The sequence below is a fragment of the Methylopila henanensis genome (assembly GCF_042681025.1).
Lineage (GTDB): Bacteria > Pseudomonadota > Alphaproteobacteria > Rhizobiales > Methylopilaceae > Methylopila > Methylopila henanensis.
The window spans coordinates 137179-160491 of the sequence record NZ_JBHUER010000007.1 but is presented as its reverse complement, the minus strand read 5'-3'; the positions used below and the strand labels follow the sequence as shown (position 1 = coordinate 160491).

16 protein-coding genes and 2 riboswitches are annotated in these 23313 nt (G+C 67.2%); of the genes, 4 read left to right on the top strand and 12 right to left on the bottom strand.

Annotated features, from left to right (window positions below):
• The first annotated feature begins 102 nt into the window (after nt 1-102).
• The gene (locus ACFSCV_RS10490; protein WP_378799540.1) at nt 103-2250 is read left to right on the top strand and encodes a hypothetical protein; all 2148 of its coding nucleotides are present in this window, start codon (nt 103-105) and stop codon (nt 2248-2250) included.
• A 326-nt stretch (nt 2251-2576) separates the two neighbouring features.
• Here ACFSCV_RS10490 and ACFSCV_RS10485 read toward each other — a convergent pair whose 3' ends face one another.
• From ACFSCV_RS10485 to aceA, 12 genes are all read right to left on the bottom strand, one after another.
• The gene (locus ACFSCV_RS10485; protein WP_378799539.1) at nt 2577-4673 is read right to left on the bottom strand and encodes a catalase; all 2097 of its coding nucleotides are present in this window, start codon (nt 4671-4673) and stop codon (nt 2577-2579) included.
• A gap of 356 nt (nt 4674-5029) precedes the next feature.
• A complete protein-coding gene (gene fhuB / locus ACFSCV_RS10480) occupies nt 5030-7012 on the bottom strand; it encodes a Fe(3+)-hydroxamate ABC transporter permease FhuB (RefSeq protein ID WP_378799542.1) in 1983 nt (660 codons plus the stop codon).
• Between the two features lies 1 nt (nt 7013).
• Complete coding sequence (locus ACFSCV_RS10475) at nt 7014-7760, bottom strand: ABC transporter substrate-binding protein (protein WP_378799538.1); 747 nt, start codon at nt 7758-7760, stop codon at nt 7014-7016.
• 139 nt (nt 7761-7899) lie between these two features.
• Nucleotides 7900-9963 carry a TonB-dependent siderophore receptor gene (locus ACFSCV_RS10470; RefSeq protein ID WP_378799537.1) on the bottom strand — a complete coding sequence of 688 codons (2064 nt, stop codon included), beginning with the start codon at nt 9961-9963 and terminating at the stop codon, nt 7900-7902.
• Nucleotides 9964-10405: 442 nt separating this feature from the next.
• The gene (locus tag ACFSCV_RS10465) at nt 10406-11329 is read right to left on the bottom strand and encodes a FecR family protein (protein ID WP_378799536.1); all 924 of its coding nucleotides are present in this window, start codon (nt 11327-11329) and stop codon (nt 10406-10408) included.
• A gap of 126 nt (nt 11330-11455) precedes the next feature.
• Nucleotides 11456-11956, bottom strand: coding sequence for an RNA polymerase sigma factor (locus ACFSCV_RS10460; RefSeq protein WP_378799535.1), 501 nt, complete (start codon nt 11954-11956; stop codon nt 11456-11458).
• A 454-nt stretch (nt 11957-12410) separates the two neighbouring features.
• Nucleotides 12411-12698, bottom strand: a complete 288-nt coding sequence (locus ACFSCV_RS10455) for a hypothetical protein (protein WP_378799534.1) — start codon at nt 12696-12698, stop codon at nt 12411-12413.
• 20 nt (nt 12699-12718) lie between these two features.
• Nucleotides 12719-13096, bottom strand: coding sequence for a hypothetical protein (locus tag ACFSCV_RS10450; RefSeq protein ID WP_378799533.1), 378 nt, complete (start codon nt 13094-13096; stop codon nt 12719-12721).
• Nucleotides 13097-13264: 168 nt separating this feature from the next.
• A riboswitch (cobalamin riboswitch) is annotated at nt 13265-13507 on the bottom strand.
• Between the two features lie 124 nt (nt 13508-13631).
• Nucleotides 13632-14060 (bottom strand): GlcG/HbpS family heme-binding protein, encoded by a 429-nt coding sequence (locus ACFSCV_RS10445; protein WP_378799532.1) that lies wholly within the window; start codon nt 14058-14060, stop codon nt 13632-13634.
• Nucleotides 14057-15238, bottom strand: coding sequence for a bifunctional 2-methylcitrate synthase/citrate synthase (gene prpC / locus ACFSCV_RS10440; RefSeq protein WP_378799531.1), 1182 nt, complete (start codon nt 15236-15238; stop codon nt 14057-14059). The genes ACFSCV_RS10445 and prpC overlap by 4 nt, the downstream gene beginning before the upstream one ends.
• A 107-nt stretch (nt 15239-15345) precedes the next feature.
• A complete protein-coding gene (locus ACFSCV_RS10435) occupies nt 15346-15624 on the bottom strand; it encodes a hypothetical protein (RefSeq protein WP_378799530.1) in 279 nt (92 codons plus the stop codon).
• Entirely contained in the window at nt 15621-16922 is a 1302-nt protein-coding gene (gene aceA / locus ACFSCV_RS10430) for an isocitrate lyase (RefSeq protein ID WP_378799529.1), read from the bottom strand. Before aceA ends, ACFSCV_RS10435 begins: the two co-directional genes overlap by 4 nt.
• A gap of 153 nt (nt 16923-17075) precedes the next feature.
• On the opposite strand from aceA, the gene ACFSCV_RS10425 reads away from it, so the two are divergent.
• From ACFSCV_RS10425 to ACFSCV_RS10415, 3 genes are all read left to right on the top strand, one after another.
• Nucleotides 17076-18497: a short-chain fatty acyl-CoA regulator family protein gene (locus tag ACFSCV_RS10425; RefSeq protein WP_378799528.1), complete on the top strand. Its 1422-nt coding sequence runs from the start codon at nt 17076-17078 to the stop codon at nt 18495-18497.
• 144 nt (nt 18498-18641) lie between these two features.
• Nucleotides 18642-18850: riboswitch (cobalamin riboswitch) on the top strand.
• A 120-nt stretch (nt 18851-18970) separates the two neighbouring features.
• Nucleotides 18971-21844: a ribonucleoside-diphosphate reductase subunit alpha gene (locus ACFSCV_RS10420; protein WP_378799527.1), complete on the top strand. Its 2874-nt coding sequence runs from the start codon at nt 18971-18973 to the stop codon at nt 21842-21844.
• Nucleotides 21845-21922: 78 nt separating this feature from the next.
• Complete coding sequence (locus tag ACFSCV_RS10415; RefSeq protein WP_378799526.1) at nt 21923-23041, top strand: ribonucleotide-diphosphate reductase subunit beta; 1119 nt, start codon at nt 21923-21925, stop codon at nt 23039-23041.
• The last annotated feature ends 272 nt before the right edge of the window (nt 23042-23313 follow it).

Here is a 23313-nt window from a genome sequence, read left to right as displayed (position 1 = left end):
GCGCCGCCGTGTCGCCGGCGCATAGAACGGATCGCCCTGCCGACAGGTCGTGGCTGAAAGGGCTTTCTGGCGGCATCGCCGGTCGAGGCGACCGTCGCGCTGATGCAATCGGTCGAGGGCTACGTCGCAAGAGCACACCCGCGGTCGGAAGACCTGGAGGAGCTCAATTTCACCGTGGACGGCGCCGCCGTCTGCCTGCAGCCCGACTACAGCCACATCTGGGCCCACGAGCCCCATCCCGAATACGGGCACGACGCTGACGAACTCCTCTCGCAATTTCTGACCTGGCTGGAGGCCGGCGAGGAGGCCGCGGTGCTTGCCGGGGTGGAGCACGCGGTCCCGCGCTGTCGGCTGGCGGTGCTTTGGTCCAGGCTCTTCATGGCCGCCGCCGCCCGGGGCGGCACCTTGGCAGAGCGCCTTCGACCCTATGCGGCCCGGCCCGAGTTTTTACTCGCATCAGATACGAGCAAGGACGCCATCGATCTTCTGGCCGCCCAATACGACCAACTCCCGGAGCCGAAGCGCCGCGCGCTGGAGCTCGACCTGCTCGCCCGTCCCTTCGACGAATATGTCCATCCGGAGACGGCCAAGGAGGGCTTCCTTCGCCGGCTTTTCGGAACGATCGGCGCGGAGCGCCTAGCCACCGAAGAGGCGCGCGGGGTCCTGGCCGCCGCTCCCGAAGCCGGGACCACGAACCACCGGCTCTTCAGGATCAGCTCGGCCTATGTCGAGGCCGGCGATGACTATCGATGGCTAGAACAGGATACGAGGGACGATCCAGCCGTCCGCGACGCGATCGCCGATCTGGATGTCGTGCGCGAGAAGCTTCGCCTGGAAGTCGGCGACAATGAGCCGGTCGAGGATCTCGACGCCGCGCTTGGCGCCTTGGGCGAACTGCGAAATCGCCTGAACGCTGAAGCCATTCCCGACCGAGGCCTGCTCCATCGCGCCGAAGGTTCGTTCGCCCAGGGGCTGCACAAGTTGGTCAAGAGCGACCACATCGGCCTGGACACCGGGCCGAACACGCTCAGTCAGCTCGTCGGCTGGATCGAGGATGCCAGCCGGCTCGGCAATCCCGAGGTCAATGAGGAGACCGAGGCGAAGTTCGAGGAGTTTTCCTCCTGGGGCTCGCCTTCAGCCCGACTGGAAGCGGCCGAGGCGGCGCTCGACCTTTGCCTCAAGCGGCCGGAGGTCTATCCGGACCTTGAGGCCCTGATCGATCGTATGTTGACCGACCCCCATCCCGCCGTCCGGATGAACACGGCCGTGCACCTCGTCCGCATCTGGGACATCGATCGGGCTGGTTTCTGGCGCCGCGCGGCGCAGGTTGTCCAAGCGGACGCTAACCGAAGCGTGCTCGATACTTTCATCTCCAATACATTGGGCCGGCTTGTCTGGCACGGGGCGGCCCGCGAGGTGGCCGACCTGGTCCTCCCCATGGTCGCGCGCTTCCCCGCAAGCGACCCGCGCAACAAGACCATACGGCATCACTTGGTCGAGCGGTCCCTGCAGCTATGGTTCCGGTTCGGCTTCGAGGACGCCGCGACACATGTCCGCGCTTGGTTCGACAACACGGCTGATCACGCCAAAGAGGTCCGTGACGGCATCCAATGGCTGCGCCCAGTGTTCACGGCCGGCTTGCGCCCCAGTGACGAGCCGCACTTCGCGCTCCAAAGGCCGCAAGCGATTACCCTGCTCGGCCAAGCCGTTACGCAGGCGGGGCAAACTCTTGACCACTACAAGACCCTACCCAACCCAAGCGGGGCGGAGACGGCGCTCGCCCAACAAGTGGTCCAGATCATCGATACGGCCTGCCAGCAGCTTTATTTCAGCTCCGGCGCCTTCCGGCACGGCGACAACAATCCTGCGCCGCTTAGCCCCGAGAATGCGGCGATCTTCCTCCACGACACAGCGCCAATCCTGCGCCAGATCGGTCAGCATGGAGGGCCTCACACCGTCTACTATCTGATCCAGCTCCTCGAGAACATGGTCGAGGCCGATCCAGCTGGTGTCTTCGACCTGATCGCCGCCGCCGTCCTGCAGGGCGGGCAGGAAACCGGCTACCAGTTCGAGCACCTGGCCTCCGACTTGATGGTGAAGTTGGTCGGACGCTTCCTTGCTGACCACAAGGAAATCTTCGACGATCCGCAGCGCCGAACCGCCTTGGTGGACACGCTCGAGGTGTTCGTCGCGGCCGGCTGGCCGTCGATCCGGCGGCTCTTCTACCGGCTTCCGGAACTGTTGCATTAGGCCCTCTCGTGCTCAGCTACGAAGCACTGGATTTGGATTTCAGTGCCGTCCTTCCTTCGAGCGGCTGTTCGGAACGCCCGCAATGGGTCAGAAGCCGCTAGCGCAGCGGCCGCAGCGGCAAGGCTTCTGACTTCTCCGTATGCCGCCGGCTCGGGTCTTGGATACTCGAAAGAGAACTCGTAGAACAGCACCGCCTGATCGACCTGCCGCGCGCCCATCATCGCCGCGTCCTCCGCTCATCGGTCAGGTGTTGACGGAGGTTCGCCCGCGCCCGCCGACTTGCGCCGCCGGAGGTCAGGATGGCCGCACTGCGGTTGCGGCCATGTTCAGGCGAGGATGCGCACCTTCGGTTCGCGGTCCCACTGACGGGTGCGCGCAGGCTTGAGGAACGCCTCCGCGCCACTTCCAAGATCGACCACGCCCGCGTCGGGCTCGACTCCGGCCTTGTCGAGCAGAGGCTGCGCCTCCTTCGTATGCCCGATCGCCTTCAGGTGGCCGAAGGCGTCCTTGACGAAGTCGATCGCCGCGCCTTCCCTCAGAAGTTCGGCGCAGCCCGCTTCGGAGGCCACGACCGCGACCGCGTCGAAGATGACCGAGGGGGCGCCCTGCAACTGAGCGTCGGCCTTCAGCTTCCGACCGTCCTTCAGCGTCACGCCGCCGACCTTGAGCGCGACGATCTTGACCTTCGCGTCTTCGGACGCGGCCGCCGCCTTGAGCGCGTCCACGATCGCGCCGTTGGCCCCGTCGGTGACGAGCAACCCCAGCGCGCGGCCGCGAAGCGTCTCCGGGTACTTGCCGACGATGCGAAGCGCAGGCGACGGATCGAGGTCGATCGGCTCGACGGCGGCTTTCGCCTTCTCCGGCAGGTCCATGTCGAGCCCGGCGGCGACGCGCGTCGCGAGATCCTCGTCGACGTTCTGCAGGTTGGCGAGCACGCGCAGCCGCACATGCTCGAGCGACACCTTCGAAAGCTCGAACACCAGCGCGCTCGCCAGATGCGCCTGCTCCGGCTTCGTCTGCGACCGGAAGAACAGCCGCGCCTGGCTGTAATGGTCGGCGAAGGTCTCGGACCGAATCCGCGCCTTGGTACCCTCGAACGGGACGGCCGTCGTCCGGAAGCCGCCCTTGGGGGCGGCACGCGGACCGCCGTCTTCGCCGGCCTCGGACAGGCTGTTCGGCTCGTAGTTCGCCCGGCCCTTTGGAACGCTCGTCTGCATCTGCCCGTCGCGCTGGAAGTTCTGGAACGGGCAGCCCTTCGCCTGGTTGATCGGGATCTGGTGGAAGTTGACCGTGCCGAGGCGCGAGAGCTGGGTGTCCTGGTAGGAGAACAGCCGGCCCTGCAGCAGCGGGTCCTCCGACACGTCGATGCCAGGCGGGATGTTGGTCGGCAGGAACGCGACCTGCTCCGTCTCGGCGAAGAAGTTGTCGGGGTTTCGGTTCAGCACCATCCGGCCGATCACGCGGATCGGCGCGACCTCTTCGGGGATGATCTTGGTCGCGTCGAGGATGTCGAACGGAAGTGCGTCGGCCTCCTCCTGGGTGAAGAGCTGGACGCCGAACTCCCATTCGGGAAACGCGCCGTCCGAGATCGCCTCGTAAAGGTCGCGCCGGTGGTAATCCGGGTCGGCGCCGGCGATCTTGACCGCCTCGTCCCAGCAGGTGGACTGCGCGCCAAGCTTGGGCCGCCAGTGGAACTTCACGAGAGTCGCGACGCCGTCCGCGTTCAGCAGGCGGAAGGTGTTGACGCCGAACCCCTCGATCATGCGAAGCGAACGCGGGATCGCGCGGTCCGACATCGCCCACATGATCATGTGGGTCGATTCTGGCATCAGGCTGATGAAGTCCCAGAAGGTGTCGTGGGCGGACGCCGCCTGCGGATAGCCGCTGTCGGCCTCCATCTTCACCGAATGGATCAGGTCCGGGAACTTGATCGCGTCCTGGATGAAGAACACCGGGATGTTGTTGCCGACGAGGTCCCAGTTGCCTTCTCTGGTATAGAACTTTACAGCGAAGCCACGCACGTCGCGCGGCGTGTCGACTGACCCTGCGCCGCCGGCGACGGTCGAGAAGCGCGTGAAGACCTCAGTCTTCTTGCCGATTTCGGTGAGGATTTTGGCGGTCGTGACGTCTGCGAGCGACTCCGTCAATTCGAAGAAACCGTGGGCGGCTGAGCCCCGCGCATGGACGATGCGCTCGGGGATCCGCTCATGATCGAAATGCTGGATCTTCTCGCGGAGAACGAAGTCCTCGAGCAGCGTGGGACCGCGGCCGCCCGCCTTCAGCGAATTCTGGTTGTCGCTGATCGGCGCGCCGTGATTGGTGGTGATCCGGGCGCCGGGGCTTGACGCGGTCTGATGAAGTTCGCCGCCGGTGCCAAGGTGCGTCGCCGAGATCGTGTTCTTGGTGGTTTCTGCGTCCGCCATGTTGGCCGCCTCATTTCTGTAAACGTCGTGCCGGCGGCGTCAGACAGCCATGGCTCGTCAGCCGAGCGAAGCCGTCGCTCTCCAACGAGCCAACTGGACTAAAGCGCTCAGCTGTTCGAAACGTTCCAGACTGCAGGCGCCAATTCGGGTCTTTGTGGGAGCCGACCGGGCGTCGAAGCCCGACGAACGCCCCATTCGCCGAGGCTGACGCCAGCCTCGGCGACGGTGAGCTCCGAAGGCGTTGCGACGCGCGCTTCGGCGCAGCTTCGCGCAGATTGCGAAGCTCTGGAGGCGTCAGGCTGCGACGGGGCCCTGACGAGCGTCGCCCCGCTCTTACTGTCCCTGCACCCGCTCGATTATCGGAAACGTCGAGGCGATCTATGGACGACCAGCATGGCGAGCGCCGCCGGCGCGCCGATGAAGGCTGAGACCAGGCCGGCGGGAAGCGGCCATGGATAGGCGACGTTTCGGCCGATCCAATCAGCCGCCGTGAGCAGGGCGGCGCCCACGACCGCCGTGGCGAACGCTCCCGCCCCGTCGGCCCGAAAGCCGGCGAGCCGGGCGAGCCGCGGCGCGATCAGCCCTATGAAGCTCAGCGGCCCGACGATCATGGTCGAGACGCCTGCCGCGAAGGCCGCGAGCCCGAACAGCAAGGCTCGCGTCCGTTGAGGAGGCAGGCCTCCGGCGGAGGCCGTGGTGTCGCCCAGGCTGAGCAGCGCGAGGTCGCGTTGGGCGAGGACGCAGAGCGAAAGCGCGATGACGGCCGCGCCGAGCGCGATCAAGGCGCTTGTCGACGTGACGAGAGAGGTCGAGCCCGACATCCAGTTGAGCAGCGCGATCGCTCTTGGGCCGGACAGCATGAGCAGCAGCGTGGCGACCCCCGAGAGGAACGCGCCGAGCGCCGCGCCGGCGAGCAGGATGTGATTCGGCGAGGCTGCGCCGCCCCGGCTAACCAGAGCGAGCAGCCCGAGCGCGACGGCGGCGCCGCCGGCGGCGGCGAGCGGTGGAACGAGTCCGGCCGCGGTGGGAGCCACCACCGCGATTGTCATCAGGCCGACGCTGGCGCCTTGCGCGACGCCCAGTATTTCGGGACTGGCCATCGGATTCCGGAACAGCGTCTGCAGCACGAAGCCCGACAACCCCGCGAGCGCGCCGGCGGCGCACGCCCCCATGACGCGCGGCCACCGCAGATCAAACGCGAGGTCGCCTGCGAGAGCCGCAAACTGCCAACCGGACTCCGAACGGACGATGAAAAGGGCGCAGAGCGCAACGAATGCGAGCATCGGCAACGCCGACGCGAGTTGGCCCGTCGACCATCGCCGCCGAGTGACGTCGTCTGCCATCGCGGCTCCCCCGCCGGACGACTTCAGTCGTCGCATCAGCCAAAGCAGCAGAGGCGCGCCAAGAAATGTGGTCGCCGCCCCGGTCGGAACGAAGCCGAGGCCCGGCGTCGCCTGCAAGATTTGGTCGGTCGTGAACAGCAGGACGGCGCCGACGGCGGCGCTGGAAATCAGTCGCGGCGTGAGCCGTCGCGCGCCCATGAGGGCCGCGACATGAGGCGCGGCGAGCCCCACGAAGCCGATGACGCCGACCGCTGCCGTCACGCTCGCCGCGAGGGCGGCGGCCAGCGTGAAGGCCATGATCCGGACAGCCGCGACGGGCAGGCCCGCGCCTCGCGCGGTCTCGTCCGACAGATCGAGCAGGCTCAGCGATCGAGCGAGGAGCGATGCGAGAGCCGCGGCGCATGCGAGCCGCGCCGCGAGACGAGCGGCCACGCTCCAGCCCGTCTGATCGAGCGCGCCCGACTGCCACAGCAACAGGTCGCTGAGGTGGTCGCGATGAAAGATTATGACGAGCGCCGTGAGACTCGTGCAGTAAAGACCGAAGATCAGGCCGCCGAGCGTCACCGCGACGGGCGCCGCGCGCCGCCGCGCCGCGACGAGCAGCGCAAATCCGACGGCGAGCGCCGCCCCCGCCAACGCGGGAATCTCAGCTCCGAAGACAAGAAGGCCCGGCGCGTAGAGCGTCGCGAAAACAAGGCCTAGCTGAGCGCCGGCGCTGACGCCGAGCACGGAAGGCTCCGCAAGCGGATTGCGAAGCGCTTGCTGACAAAGCGCGCCGCCAAGACCGAGCGCGGCCCCCGCGATCAGTGCGACGGCTGCGCGCGGCGCGACGGCGAGACCGAAGACCGCCTGCCTGAAGTCGTCGGGAGACGGCTCGCGCAGGGCGTCGAGCCAGAGCGCCGCCGGCAGGGCGGCGTCCGACCGCGCGAGGAAAATCACCAGCCCCAGAATGGCCGACAGAACGAGAAGAGCGATCGGAAGCCGTCGTCCCCGCATGCTAGCCATGGGCGGCTTCCACGGCCGCGACGGCCTGATCCGCGAAGCGAAGCAGAGACGCGAGGCCTCCATAGGGATAAAACCCGCCGAGCCGCGCGATGCGGCCCTTCCGGACCGCAGGCAGGCTGCGCCACAGGGCGTTTGCTGCCGTGGCCCGCGCGAAAGAGCCGCTCGCGTTTTCCAGATCGACGGCCAGAACGACCGCCTCGTTCTCGCCTGCGAGCGCGTCGAGGCCGACGACGGCGGTCCCCGAGTGGGAGAACCGGCCACGCCACGCATTGGGAAGGCCGAGCCGCTCCAGTGCGCCGCCGACCAGCGCGGAGCCGCCGTACAGGGTCGCGTTGCGTCCGGTCTGCGACAGCAGCGCCACGTAAACCGGCGGCGCGCCAACGGCGGCGGCTCGCGCGCGCAGCGCCTCCATTCGCTTTTCGGCTTCGCTCAACAAGAGTCTGCCCAAATCCTCCCGGCCGAGGCGGAGGCTAAGATCTCTCAGGAGGCCCGCCGCAAAGGCCCAACCCGACGCTTCCGGCGGATATGCCGGGATCGGCAGGACAGGGGCGACGCGCTCGAACGTCCGGCGGTCCAGCGCGGACCAAGAATCCATCAGGATCAGATCCGGCTTCAGCGCGATCAGCCGCTCGAGGCTCGGCTCCCAGAACGGTCCGAGATCGGCGACGGTGTCCGGCAAAGGCGGCGTGGCCACGCGGATCCGAAAGTAACCGACGTCCGCGACGCCGACCGGCGTCACGCCGAGCGCCAGCGCGTGCTCGGCGCCGAGCCAAGCGATCGCGGCGACGCGCGACGGGGCCGGCTCCGCCCGCGCGGCCGTCGCCGCGAGCAGCGTGCCCCCGGCAATCAGCGAGAGCGCGTAGCGCCGTGTCGTCGCCTCAGAAATCGACGCGCACCCGGCCGATCACAGTTCGGCGCTGGCCCTGATAACAGGCCGCATCGCTTTCGCAGGTGGTGAAGTACTTCTTGTCGGACAGGTTGACGGCGTTGAGCGCGAAGGTGGCATTGCGCCACCTGTAGCTCAGGCCGGCGTCGAACACAGTCCAACTGTCGACCTTCACCGTGTTCTGAGCGTCGCCATAGGTCTTGCCGACGAAGCGCGCGCCGCCCCCGAGGCTGACGCCCTGCAAGGCGCCGTCCTGGAACGTGTAGTTCAGCCAGCCGGACGCCGTGTGGGCCGGGACCAGCATGGGCCGCTTGCCGGGATAGGCGCCCTTTTTCACATCGACGTCCGCATAGGTGTAGGAGCCGATGAAATCGAGGCCCTGGTTCAGGCTGACCTTGGCCTCGAGCTCAAACCCCTGCGAGTTGGTCTCGCCCATCGGAACCGGGAAACCGTTCTGATAGACGGTAGCGTTGGTCTTGGTGAGGTCGAAGACAGCGGCGGTGAAGAGAGCGTTCCAGCCCTGCGGCTCGAACTTGACGCCCGCCTCGTACTGCCAGCTGGCCGAAGGTTTGAGCGTCCCGCCACCCTGAGTGAGGCCCAGCTGCGGAACGAAGGCTTCGGAATAGGACACATAGGGCGCGAGGCCGAACGGCGTCACGTAAGTCAGGCCAACCCGGCCCGAGAACTTGCCGTCCTTGCGCTTGTAGTCGTCGGCCGCCAGCCGGTCATGCGTATCGACCTCGAGATGGTCGTAGCGACCGCCGAGCGTCAGGACCCAGTTGTCCCACTTGATCTGGTCCTGCCCGTAGAAACCGACCTGCGTCAGCTTTTGACGGTAGTTCTGGAAGCTGGTTCCGAGCTTGCGCGGATCCGGCATGTCCACGCCGTAGATCGGGTTCGACGGGATCAGGATGGTCGAGCCCCAGGCCGTCTGCCACCCGCGGACGTCGGCGTCGACGTAGTTGTTGTCGACGCCGAAGAGGACCGTGTGGTTGACCGGTCCGGTCGAGAACTTTGCTTCCGCCTGCGTGTCCGACGCGAAGGCGGCCATGTCTTCGTCGAATGTGCGATTGCGTCTGGCGATGACGCCGAAGTCCGAAGCCCAGTAGCCCTGCGTCACGTCGAGCAGGGTTTCGGTGTGGCCGAAGCGGCTGTTTTGGCGCACGGTCCAGACGTCGTTGAAGGCGTGCTCGAACTCGTAGCCGATCTGCTGCTGGTCCTGCTTGAAGCCGTCGAAGTTCGGGTCGCCCGTCGGTAGCCAGCGAGAGCCGGGTGCCCGCGCATAGAGCGCGCTGCCGCCGGAACGGTCGCGCAGGGCCTCGCCGTAGACGGTGAGCTTGGTCTGATCGTTCGGCTTCCAGGTGAAGGACGGGGCGAGGTAGAGCCGGTCGTCTTTACGCTCGTCGCCGGTCGGATATTCGAACTGGGTGTCGGACTTCCTGGCCACGGCAATGACCCGGTAGAGCAGCTTGCCGTCGGCGTCGACGGGGCCGCCGACGTCGACCGCGCCCTGGAAGCGATCGTAGGAGCCGGCTTGGCCTTCGATCTGGTAATGCGGATCGTCGGTCGGGCGCTTGCTCACCTTGTTGATGAGGCCGCCGGCGTCGCTCTGGCCGTACAGCGCTGAGGACGGCCCGCGCAGCACCTCGACGCGCTCCAGCGCGTAGGGCTCGGTGCGGAAGAAACTGTAGCTGACGGACGACTGCCGCAGACCGTCGCGGAAATCGCTCGTGGACTGCGCGTTGAAGCCGCGCAGATAGACCCAATCGAAGCCCTTCGGATCGGGACCGTAGGTCTCGACCACGACGCCCGGCACGTAGCGCAGCACTTCGGTGACGCTGGTCGCGCCCTGCCGCTCCATCTGCGTGCGGCCGACAACAGAGATCGACTGAGGCGCCTCGAGGATCGGCGTGTCGGTCTTGGTCGCGCTCGCCGTGCGCTTGGCGACGATCCCGTTCACCGGACCGCGGGCGTTCTCGCCCGCGCCTAAGACGTCGATCGGCTCCAACGCGATCGTCACGCTGTCGTCGGCCTCGGAGGTCCGGTCGAGACGCACGAGCGTGACGGCCTGAGGATCAGTGCGCCTTAAATCGACGCCTGCGCCTTCTAAGAGGCGACGCAGAGCTTCGCCCGGCTTCATGACGCCTGCGACCGGCTTGGAAACCATTCCATTGGGGAGGTTGGCGGGGTAGCCAATCTGCCAGCCGGTCGCGCGCACGAAGGTATCGAGAGCGGACTGAAGCGGTTGCGCAGGAATGAAGAAAGTGATCGAGCGACTTTCGGAAGCCGCTGCTTTGGGTTGAGCTGCCTGCCCGTGCGCCGCCGAGCACAGCAGCGCAAGCGCCAGTCCGCCCGCGACGCCCCGACGCTTCTTAAGTCCGTTCCGCATGAACATCCCCGCTCGCGAAAGGCTGGTCGCGCCGTCGCGATCACCCTCCCCATGCGCTGAGACGAACGAGGCGTCGCAGCCTCACAAATTTTTCTGATGCGTTTGACGCTCAGCGGAGCAGCGCGATCCCGCCCGGCAGATCGATAAGGGTCGCCCCCGCCGCGGCGGCAAGCGAACGGAGCGCCACGTCCGGTTGATCCAGGCGGTAATCACCGCTCACGCGGACGTGCGCCACGCCGCTCCCGAGCATCACGATGCGGCCTTCGCGATAGGCGCGCAGCCGGTCGACGATCTCGCCGAACGTCCTGTCCCGGAAGCTGAGCCAGCCCTCCATCCAAGCGACCGTGCGCGCTGAGTCGACGGTTCGGGGCGAGGACAAGGCGCTTCGCGTCACCTCGACCGCCTGTCCGGGCTGGAGCGCACGCCGCTCGGATGGCGCGGCCAGTCGTTCGACGTCCACCCGGCCTCGAACGAGAGTGATCTGATCGGCGCTTCCCTCGCGCCGGACTTCAAAGGCGGTGCCGATCACCTCCACCAGGCCGAAAGCGCTCTCGACGCGGAAGGGCCGCGATGGGTCGGCCCGGACATCGAAAAAGGCGGCGCCTTTCAGCAGGCGCACCGAACGCCTGTCGCCCGAGAAATCGAGCGCCACAGCGGAAGCTGCATCGAGCGTCATGAGGGATCCGTCGGACAGCGCCACGCGGCTGCGCTCGCCGGTTCCGGAAACGTGGTCCGCCTCGATCTGGATCAGCAATTCCGGCGCCCGGAGTGCGCTCAGTCCAGCGACCGCGGCGAAGGACGCCGCAGCGGCGACGACGAGACGGCGGTTTACGGGCGCGCGCGCAGGAGGCGGTTTGCGAAAGCGCAGCGCCGCGCCGCCGATCTCGGGCGAGCTCCAGAGCTCGGCGATGGCGGCGAAGGCCGCGGCGTGCGCCGGATCAGCCCCGCACCATGCGTTGAACGCGCGGACGACCTCAGCCTCCTCTCCCTGAGCCTGGATCTTCAGAAACCAGGCGAGCGCTTCGTCGCGCACGTCATCTGGAGACTGATTATGGTCGCCTGCAGTCTCTCGAAACAATGTCGCCGTCCGCTGTCGTGCGAGGCCTTATAGTCCAGACGATCCGCGACGAAGAACATCACAATCGTCGATCCTCGCTCGCTAGCGGCGATCGAACCTCTCGATGGCGTCAATGCACGCGCTCATTGCGAGCTTCATGTCGTTGTAGACGGTATTTGGCGACACCCCCAAAGCTTCGCCGATGCGCGGATAGGACCAGCCCTCCAGACGACTCAGCGTGAAGACGCGGCGCGCCCGCTCCGGCAGGCGCCCGAGCACGGCCTCCAGCGCCGCCAGCCTTTCGCGGTCAATCAGCGTCTGGTCGGCCGGCGGCGCGGGCGACATGACGAGCCGAGACTCGACGCTGTCCGGATCCACCTCGACGAGCCTTCGGGCGGCTTGCCGACGGGCGTGATCAAGCGCGAGGTTCCGCGCCGTCTGAAACAGAAACGCCTGAACGTGCTCGACGGGATTCTCGCGGATGGCCTGCGCGACGCGCAGGTAGCTTTCCTGCGCGATGTCCTCTGCTGTCTGCGCATCGCGGACGACGCGAAATATCGAGCCGATCAAAAGACCTCTTCGGTTCAGATAAATCGCGTTCAAGGACGAGTTCGGCATGGAGCACCCGGCGGCGACGGCACCGTAAGCCTCATAACGGCCGCACGACGACAGCCATCGTTCTGGACAGAAGTAAAAAATATAGCAAGTTCAGTATTTTAGAATTAATACAATGATGAGAGGGGTTACGCGTCGGACAGGCCTCGCGATCGGATGATCATTGCGACGATGGCGATTGCCGCGCGGCAGTTGATCTGCCCCTGAGAAGTGGTCCTCCCTGAGGTATGGCTTTTGGCCATATGGAGGACAGCAGGATGCCAATGAAGAGGCACGCCCCTGAAGAGATCGTCGCCAAGCTGCGGCAGGTTGCTTAGCGACACCTGCGTCGGCGACCGATAACCGCGGATTGCGGTCGCCGCTCCCGTCGCGCCGACATAGGAGAAGTCGTTGATGTTGTCGTAGGTTTCGCCGAGGGAGATCAGGCTGCCCGCCGTTAGGGTCAGCGTCGCGGCGTCGCCGGGCTCGCGGCCGTGTAGACGCGGATCTGGTTTCCGCGCGCGAGCCAGATCCGGTCGTTGTCGGGCGTGTACTGGGCCGCCCAGAAGTAGCCCGGCGCACCCGCGGTGAAGTCGTCGACAGTCGTGAGGGTGGTGAAGTTGGTGGTGCTGACCAGCTTGCCCTTCATCTGCCAACTGCTGTCGTAGGCGCCGAGAAGCACGTAGGCGGTCGAGCTCTTGAAGCTGATGTCACGGACTTCGTAAGGGTTGCTCGCGCTCGGAGTGAACACGTTCGTTACGGGGGCGGTCGTCAGGTTCGCAGCGCCGTAGGCGATCCGCTGCAGCCGCGAGGCCGCATTATTATAGGTGCCGCCGACCTGCGCGCCGCCGAGACCCGCGACGTAGTGTACTGGCCGGTGCCCGCGACGCGCCGCGCATAGACGCCGGGAATCTGGTCGAGCAGATCCGGAAGGGCCTTGTGCTCGCCCTTCACGTCGTCCGGGTAGACGACCGAGACCTCGCCCGGAGACAGGACATCCTTCAGGTCGGGCTCGGAGCCGAAGACTGTGATGGTCTCGAGTTGCGTCGCGCCGCCGTCGTCGTCCGAAGACTGGCCGGACGCCGGGCCGACCAGCCCGATGCTCGCTGCGAACGCGATCGCCAGCGGCAACCGACCGATGAAACTCATGTTGCGTCCCCGAGCGCTACGAGCTCAACAGGGGATACCGTCGAACGGTCGGCGCGTCTCGACGGTCTCGCGCTCACGACCCGTCAGGACGAACCGATGCGACCCCTGCCACACCGCGTATCGCTCAGACGGACAAAGCCGCGCCCAGGCCACCCCCTGGGCCTCGGCAAGAGCGATCAAGCGCCGGCAGGTCTCCTGGCTCGCGGGTCATCGTTCGATGCGCTGGCCTTCCCGGGCAGTTCCTCCGAACGGAGACCTGCGCCAGTGGCTGGAAAATGGGCCACGGGCCCATCCCCAACGCGCATCGAACTCGCCGCTTACAGTTGCAGGGACAGCCTCGGAATCGGGCGGCCATGCCGCCCTCACCGCGTTCCCTATTAAGCTCCTTGCGAAGCACCGGCGCGATCGACGCCCCCGACCGGAGCCGGAGGGGAATTGGAAGCTAGTGGTCCCTCGATGAGGTCACAATCAGAAGAAAGGCGAAGGGAAAGCCGGCCCGCGCGAGCCGCGCCCGTCGCGCCATTAAGTGACGCATTCAGGGAGGTCGGCTCCCAGCGCCGCCCAGAACGGCGCGAGCGACGTCGACGTCCTGCTCCGGCGTGCCCGAGCCCACGCCTACCCCTCCGACGCACTCCCCGCCGAACAGGATCGGCAGTCCGCCCGCGAGGTTGGTCAGCCGGCCTCCGGAGGCGATGGCGAGCCGCGTCTCCAGCGCCGGGTCGAGCCGCCTGATGGGTTGGCGGTGTGACGCGGCTGCGATCGCCTTGGAGAGCGACGTCTCACGCGACAGCAGCTTCGCGCCGTCGGTGCGCACGAAGGCGAGCAGATTGCCGCCGTCGTCCACGATCGATACGTTATGCGGGACGCCGATCTCGTCGGCCCTGGCGGCGGCCGCGGCGAGCGCGCGCAGGGCGGCGGCGTGGGTGAACGCAAGCTTCGCGCGCGTCGGAGGCGTCTCGCTCATGCGGCGCGCGCCTCGGCCGCCGCGGGGCTGCGTCCGGCGATCGGCACGAAGGCGCGCTGACCCGGCCCGATGTATTCGGCGGCGGGGCGGATGATCTTGTTGTCCGCGCGCTGCTCGATCACATGCGCGCACCAGCCGGCGGTCCGCGCCATCGCGAAGAGGGCCGTGAACATGGACTGCGGCGTGCCGAGCAGGTGGTAGACCAGCGCGCTGTACCAGTCGACGTTCGGAAACATCTGCTTGGCGTCGGCCATGACGGCCTCGATGCGCTCGGCAACGTCGAACAGCCGCGACGGCGAGCCTTCCCGCACAAGCCGCGCGGCCACCTCCTTGATTACGAGGTTGCGCGGATCGCCGGCTACATAGACAGGGTGGCCGAAGCCCATGACGACGTCCTTCCGGGCGATGCGCTCGCGGACGCGGACTTCGGCTTCGTCCTCGCTGACGTAGCGGCACATCTCGATGAAGGCCTGTTCGTTCGCGCCGCCATGCTTCGGTCCGCCGAGCGCGCCGATCGCTCCCGCGACGCAGGAATAGAGGTCGGCGCCGGTGCCGGCGATCGAGCGCGCCGTGAAGGTCGAGGCGTTGAACTCGTGTTCGGCGTACACCACGAAGGAGGCGTGCATGGCGTCGACCTCCGAGCGTGATGGCGTCGAGCGCCGGAGGGTGTGAAGGAAGTGGCCGCCGATGCTGTCGTCGTCGGTCTCGACCTCGATGCGGCGCCCGCCGAAGGCGAAATGGCGCCAATAGGTCAGCATCGAGCCCATGCTGGCGAGCAGCTTGTCTGCCACGTCGGTCGCGCCGCGCGGGTTGGAGCGCAGCGGCTCCGGCAGCACGCAGCCGAGCGCCGAGACGCCGCTGCGCAGCACATCCATCGGATGGGCGGACGCAGGAAGGGATTCGAGCGCGCGACGCACCGCTTCGGGCAGGCCGCGCGCGGCCTTCAGCCTCGCCTTGTAGTCGGCGAGCTCGGCGGCAGTCGGCAGCGCGCCATAGATCAGCAGATGCGCGACCTCCTCGAACTCGCAGGCGGTCGCGAGGTCGACGACGTCGTAGCCGCGGTACCGGAGTTCCGCCCCGCCGACGCTCGACAGGGCGGTTCGGCCGGCGACGACGCCGGACAGAGCGACGGATTTCTTGGGCGCGGGGCGCGCGGCTTCAGTGAGGGATAGGACCATCTTGCGTCTCCTCCACTTCGAATGCGGTCGGGTTTGATGCGTGCGCCGGCCAGGCGCCGAAGACCGCCGGCCTATGGGCCGGCGGCTGTCGTGTCGTTCGCGGGAACCTAGCGGCCGTCGCGAGGCGCCTCGCGGACCATGGGGACCATCTGGTCGCCCCAGCTTCCGGTCCCGTTATGGTAGCGGGACACCCTGGTGAGCTCGACCGAGAGGCCGGACTCGACCGCCTTGACGATCGCGAGGTTGAGCCGATGGACGGAGTCCGCCACACGGCGGAGCGCCCGGTCCTGTTCGGTCTCGTCGACGGGGCGGATCTTCCGGAACTCACCGGGAGGGGTCGGACCTACGGCGGTCGGCGCGAGGAAATCGACCGTATCGACGCTCATTCCGCGGCCTCCTGAACGCGGACCCCGCCTTCGAACTGCTCGGTCTCGGTCGAGTGGTCCATCGCCGTGGTCGAGGAGGCGCCGCCCGTGATCGCCATCGAGACGGCGTCGAAATAGCCGGTGCCGACCTCGCGCTGGTGGCGCGTCGCGGTGTAGCCGTTCGCCTCTGAGGCGAACTCGGCGTTCTGCAGCTCGGAATAGGCCGCCATGCCGCGGTCGGCGTAGCGCCGGGCGAGCTCGAACATGCCGTGGTTGAGCTGGTGGAAGCCGGCGAGCGTCACGAACTGGAACTTGTAGCCCATGGCGCCGAGTTCGCGCTGGAAGCTCGCGATCGTGTCGCGGTCGAGGTTCCGCTCCCAGTTAAACGACGGCGAGCAGTTGTAGGACAGCAGCTTGCCCGGGAACTTGGCGTGGATCGCTTCGGCGAACAGCCGGGCCTCCTCGAGGTTCGGCTTCGAGGTCTCCCACCACAATAGATCCGCGTAGGGCGCGTAATCGAGGCCGCGCTGGATGCAGGCTTCGACGCCGCATTTGTAGCGGTAGAAGCCCTCCGGCGTGCGCTCGCCCTTTTCGATGAACGGGCGGTCGCGCTCGTCGACGTCCGAGGTGATGAGCTTCGCCGACTCCGCGTCGGTGCGCGCCATGACGAGCGTCGGAACGCCGAGCACGTCGGCGGCGAGGCGCGCCGCCACGAGGTTGCGGATGTGCGCCTGGGTCGGGATCAGCACCTTGCCGCCGAGATGGCCGCACTTCTTCTCGGACGCGAGCTGGTCCTCGAAATGGACGCCCGCTGCGCCGGCCTCGATATAGGCCTTCATGATCTCGAACGAATTGAGCGGGCCGCCGAAGCCGGCCTCCGCGTCCGCCACGATCGGGGCGAACCAGCTGTCGACCGAGCTCTTGCCCTCGGAATGTTCGATCTGATCGGCGCGCTGGAACGTGCGATTGATCCGCCGGCACAGCTCCGGGCCGGAATTCGCGGGGTAGAGGCTCTGGTCGGGATACATCGCGCCTGCGGCGTTCGCGTCGGCCGCGACCTGCCAGCCGGAGAGGTAGATCGCGTTCAACCCGGCGCGGACCATCTGCATCGCCTGGTTGCCGGTGACGGCTCCGAGCGAATGCACGTAGGGCTGCGTCTTCAGTATGCGCCACAGCCGGTTCGCGCCGTAAACCGCGAGGGTGTGGTTGACCTGAAGTGAACCACGCAGGCGCTCCACGTCGGCCGGCGAATAGGGGCGCTCGATCCCGTCGAAGCGGCCGGCGGGGGTGTTGGGGACGAGCTTCTCAAAAACGGACATGGGATCCTTCCTCACGCGAATGGCGCGCTTGCGCCGTCGTCACGAACGCAATATTCGCAACCGAAATGCGCAAGGGAATGACTGAAAAAGCGAAGATCAGCGTAGGATTTGCAGCAAATTTGCAAATTTTGCGAACAAGGACGTGAGGTTCGAATGCGCAAAGCCTTCATGGGCGTGCGGCTGAAGAGGCTGCGGGAGGAGCGGGGCATGACGCAGGTCGCGCTCGCCCGCGCGCTCGAACTCTCGCCGAGCTATCTGAACCAGCTCGAAAACAACCAGCGGCCGCTGACGGTGCCGGTGCTGCTGAAGCTCAACGCCGTCTTCGGCGTCGACGTGCAACTGTTCTCCGAGGACGACGAGGCTCGGCTGATCTCTGACCTGCGGGACGCCGTCGCCGATCCCGCGATCACGGAGACGGTCGCGGTCAGCGAACTCCGCGAACTCGCGGCCAGCATGCCGGCGGTCGGGCGCGCGCTCGTCACGCTCCACCGGCGCTACCGCCAGGCGGTCGATCAGGCCGAAGCGCTCGCCGCGGGCCTTCTGCCGGGGGGCGAGGGGGCGGGGCTGGCGCCGCTGACGCCCTATGAACAGGTGCGCGACTTCTTCTACGCGCGGCATAACCATTTCGCGGAGCTCGACGAGCCTGCCGAGCGGATCGCCATCGCATTCGGCGGCGCGCTTGGCGCCGCTGCCGCGGGGCCTTTGGCAGCGCTGCTGGAGGAGCGGCACGGCGTCCGCGTCGTCGTCGGCGGCCCGGACGTTCAGGACGAGCGCCGCCGGCTCTACCGGCGGACGGGCGACGCCCTGCACCTGACGGTCGGCCTCAGGCCGGGGCAGCAGGCGTTCCAGATGGCGACGCAACTCGCCTATCTCGAACTTGGAGATGTCGTCGAACGGCTGGCGTTGGAGGCCTCGAAGGGCGATCCCGAGACGCACGCGCTCGCGCGGATCGGGCTCGCGCATCACTTCGCGGGCGCCGTGCTCATGCCCTATGCCGCGTTCCTGGAGGCGGCCGAGGCCGCGCGTTACGACGTCGAGCTGTTAGCGGAGCGCTACGGCGTCGGGTTCGAGACGATCTGCCATCGTCTCAGCACGCTGCAGCGCCAGAACGCGCGCGGCGTGCCCTTCGTGTTCGTGCGTGTTGATCGCGCCGGCAACATCTCGAAGCGGCAGTCCGCCACGGACTTCCATTTCTCGCGCGTCGGCGGCGCCTGCCCACTCTGGAACGTCTACGAGGCGTTCGCGCAACCCGGACGAATCCTGACGCAGATCGCGCGCATGCCGGACGGAAGGACCTATCTCTGGATCGCCCGCACCGTCGGGCGAAGTTCAGGGGGCTATGGCGCGATCCGCAAAACCTTCGCGATCGGCCTTGGATGCGATCTCCGCCACGCCGACCGGCTCGTCTATTCGAAGGGGCTCGACCTCTCCGATCCCGACGCGGCCACGCCGATCGGGGCGGGGTGCAAGGTCTGCGAAAGGCCGGCGTGCCCGCAGCGTGCCTTTCCGCCGCTCGGCCGGAAGCTTGCCATCGACGAGGCGAGCCGCACCGTCGCGCCCTACGCGTCGGGCTGAGCGGCCATTACGGGCTGCGCGTGCGTATGGCGTGGATGAAGACCACGACGAACGAGAGGTTAACGCCGGAGACGGAGCCGCATCCGCGGCTGCGCTGCATTGTGGATAGCTTGAACTACATGTTGACGGGAGAGGTTAACGAGCGGCTACATATGGTGTCGAGGTTCTCCTCCGCTGTTGCGGGGGAGCTAAGAGGGAAGCCGGTGAGCCTTCGGGTGATGCCGGCGCTGCCCCCGCAACTGTAAGCGGCGAGCCAAGGTCCATTTGAAATCACTGGGGCGAGAGCCTCGGGAAGACAGGACCGACGGCGCTGACCCGCGAGCCAGGAGACCTGCCCCGACAGCATGAGAACGTCCTCGGGCGGGGTGTCCCGGTGGATCGCTTGCGGTCGGCCGTCCCGCACGTCGGGATCCCTCAAGACCTCTCGCGTCCGCTTGGCCTCGTCCCCAACAGGTTTTCGGGGTCTGAAGCCGATGTCTCTCTCCATCTCCCAGGATCGCGCCGCGTCCGGCGCGCCGATCTTTACCGACGCCGAGCGGCCCGAAAAGGCCGCCGCGCCCGCGTTCCACGTCATCCGCCGCAACGGTTCGGTCACGCCGTTCGACGGCTCCAAGATCGCGGTCGCGGTCACCAAGGCGTTTCTGGCCGTCGAGGGCTCCGGGGCCGCCGCCTCGCGACGGGTCCACGAAGCCGTCGAGGAGCTGACCGGGGACGTGGTCGCGACGCTCACCCGGCGCGCCGACGCCGACCGCGCGCTCCACATCGAGGACATCCAGGACCAGGTCGAGCTCGCGCTGATGCGCGGCGGCCACCAGAAGGTCGCCCGCGCCTACGTGCTCTACCGCGAGGCCCGCGCCGAGGAGCGGCGCGCGAAAGCGGCGAAGAGCAAGGCGAAGCCCGAGACGCTGACGCTCAACGTGCGGCACGCCGACGGCTCGCTTGTCCCGCTCGACGAACGCCGCCTCGCGCTGATCATCGCCGAGGCCTGCGAAGGCCTGGAGGGCGTCTCCGCCGAGACCGTCGCGGCCGAGACGCGCCGCAACCTCTACGACGGCGTCTCGCCGACCGAGCTTCAGCAGGCGCCCGTGATGGCGGCCCGCACCTTGGTCGAGACCGAGCCGAACTACGCCTATGTCAGCGCCCGGCTGCTGCTCGACATGCTGCGGACCGAGGGAATGTCGGCTGTCCATGGCCGCGCGATCTCGGCCACGCAGGCCGACATGGCCGAGGCGTACCCCGACTACTTCCCGGCCTTCATCAAGGCGGGCGTCGTTGCCGGCCTGATCGACGCCGAGCTCGAGCGATTCGACCTCGCCCGGCTCGCCGCCGCGCTGAAGCCCGAGCGCGACCTCGACTTCCAGTTCCTCGGCCTCCAGACGCTGTACGACCGTTATTTTCTGCACACCAAGGGCAAGCGCATCGAACTGCCGCAGGCCTTCTTCATGCGCGTCGCCATGGGCCTTTCGCTTCGCGAGATTGATCGCGAGGCGCGCGCGATCGAGTTCTACGGCCTGCTGTCGAGCTTCGACTTCATGGCCTCGACCCCGACCCTGTTCAACTCCGGCACGACGCGGCCGCAGCTCTCGTCCTGCTTCCTGACCACGATCGCCGACGACCTCGACGGCATCTTCAAGGGCGTGAAGGATAACGCGCTGCTGGCCAAGTATTCCGGCGGCCTCGGCAACGACTGGAGCCGTGTCCGCGGCCTCGGCGCGCACATCAAGGGCACCAATGGCGAGAGCCAGGGCGTCGTGCCGTTCCTGAAAGTGGCGAACGACACCGCGATCGCGGTCAACCAGGGCGGCAAGCGCAAGGGTGCGGTCTGTGCCTATCTCGAGACGTGGCACGTCGACATCGAGGAGTTCCTCGACCTCCGGAAGAACACCGGCGACGACCGCCGCCGCACCCACGACATGAACACCGCGAACTGGGTGCCGGACCTCTTCCTCGAGCGCGTCGAGGTGGACGGCCAGTGGACCCTGTTCTCGCCCGATGAGACTCCGGACCTGCACGACCTCTACGGCCCGGCGTTCAAGGCCGCCTACGAGGCCTACGAGGCCAAGGCCGCGCGCGGCGAGCTCAAGGTATACAAGACCATGCGGGCGCTCGACCTGTGGCGGCGCATGCTCACCATGCTGTTCGAGACCGGCCACCCCTGGATCACGTTCAAGGACCCCTGCAACATCCGCTCGCCTCAGGGCCATGTCGGCGTGGTGCACTCCTCGAACCTCTGCACCGAGATCACGCTCAACACCTCAGACGACGAGGTCGCGGTCTGCAATCTGGGCTCGGTCAACCTCGTGGCGCATGTGACGCCGGACGGCCTCGACGTGGCGAAGCTAGCCCGGACGGTCGCGACCGCGATGCGGATGCTCGACAACGTCGTCGACATCAATTTCTACACGATCCCCGAGGCGCGCCGCTCGAACCTGCGCCACCGCCCGGTCGGCCTCGGGATCATGGGCTTCCAGGACGCGCTGCAGACGCTGCGCATTCCTTACGCCTCCGAGGGCGCGGTGACGTTCGCCGACGAGAGCATGGAGGCGCTGAGCTTCCACGCGATCTCGGCCTCGGTCGATCTCGCCGCCGAGCGCGGCCGCTACCCGAGCTTCGAGGGCTCGCTCTGGTCGAAGGGGATCCTGCCGATCGACTCGATCGAGCTGCTCGCCGACGCCCGCGGCGGCCTCGAGATGAACCGCTCGGCGACGCTCGACTGGGAGGGCTTGCGCGAGCGGGTGAAGACCATCGGCATGCGCAACTCGAACTGCATGGCGATCGCGCCGACCGCGACCATCTCGAACATCTGCGGCGTGTCGCAGTCGATCGAGCCCGCCTACCAGAACCTCTTCGTCAAATCGAACATGTCCGGCGACTTCACGGTGGTGAACGCGCGGCTCGTCCATGACCTGAAGGCGCGAGGCCTCTGGGACGAGGTGATGGTCTCGGACCTCAAATACTTCGACGGAAGCCTCTCGGCGATCGACCGCGCGCCCGACGACCTCAAGGCGCTCTACGCCACGGCCTTCGAGATCGACGCCTCATGGCTGATCGAGGCGGCGTCGCGTCGCCAGAAGTGGATCGACCAGGCGCAGTCGCTCAACCTCTACATCGCGAGCCCCTCGGGCAAGGCGCTCGACGCGCTCTATCGGCTGGCGTGGAGGCGGGGTCTCAAGACGACCTACTACCTGCGCTCCCGCTCGGCGACGCATGTGGAGAAATCCACGCTCAAGGGCGTCGACGGTCGGCTCAACGCCGTAACGTCGTCGAGCGTCGCGGCGCAGCCGATCATGGTCCCGGAAGGGACGGTCTGCTCGATGGACGACCCCACCTGCGAGGCCTGCCAGTAGGCGGCCGAGCACCGCAGCCAGCCGCTCCGGCGCTGGCGTCGCCCCAACCATTCAATTCCCGTCTCAAGGACGTCCGTGATGCTCGACTGGTCCGAACCCTCCGCCACACCCGCACGCACTATCCCGCTCCCTCAGATCGCCGCCGATCCGACCGGCCTCGGCGCGATCGACCGCTCGGGCGGCCGCGTCTCGGTCGACGAGAAGCGGATGATCAACTGCCGCGCCGACGTGAACCAGCTTCTGCCGCTCAAGTACAAGTGGGCATGGGAGAAGTACCTCGCGGGCTGCAACAACCACTGGATGCCCACGGAAGTCTCGATGCAGGCCGACATCGCGCTCTGGAAGTCGCGCGACGGGCTGACCGAGGACGAGCGCCGCATGGTCAAGCGGAACCTCGGCTTCTTCGCGGCGTCGGAGAGCCTCGTCGCCAACAACATCGTGCTGGCGATCTACCGCCACCTCACCAATCCGGAATGCCGCCAATACCTCCTGCGGCAGGCCTTCGAGGAAGCGGTCCACACCCACACGTTCCAATACATCGTGGAGAGCCTCGGCCTCGACGAGGGCGAGCTCTTCAACATGTACCGCGAGGTGCCGTCGATCACCGACAAGGCCGCCTGGGCGCTGAAGCACACCCAGCATCTCGACGATCCGGACTTCCGCACCGGCACGCCCGCGGCCGACACCGCGTTCCTGCGCGATCTCGTCGCCTTCTACGTCGTGTTCGAAGGTATGTGGTTCTATACGGGCTTCGCCCAGATCCTGTCGCTCGGCCGGCGCAACAAGATGGTCGGCATCGCCGAGCAGTACCAGTACATCCTGCGCGACGAGAGCATTCACCTGAATTTCGGCGTCGACGTCATCAACCAGATCAAGGCGGAGAACCCGCATCTGTGGACGGCGGCGTTCCAGGACGAGGTGCGCAGGATGCTGCGCGAGGCGGCCGATCTGGAGGCGGCCTATGGGCGCGACACCATGCCGAACGGCTTCCTTGGGCTGAACGCCGCGTCGAGCGAGCAGTACATGCGCTTCATCGCCAACCGCCGCTGCGCTCAGCTCGGCCTGTCGCCGGCGTTCGAGGCGGTCGAGAATCCGTTCCCCTGGATGTCGGAGGCGATGGATCTCAAGAAGGAGAAAAACTTCTTCGAGACCCGCGTCATCGAATACCAGAACGGCGGCGCTCTGGCGTGGGACTGACCGGCGCGGAGTTTCTACAGGGCGCTCTGCTTCGACGCGCAGAGGGCGGTTCGCCGCCGTCTCCGCGTCCGTCGCCACCTGCTCCCCTGGATACGTCCTACCAGAACTGGGTGATCGCGACCTCGCGGCGTCCTTTCCAAGCGGGGGCTTGCGATCTCCTCCGAAGGATCAGCCCGCCGGCCGGCGAGCCGGACAAACGACGCGGCGCCCTTGCGGCGAGGAACGCGCGGAGCGGACGCCGCCGGACATCGCCGGGCGGACGAGGAGCGTAT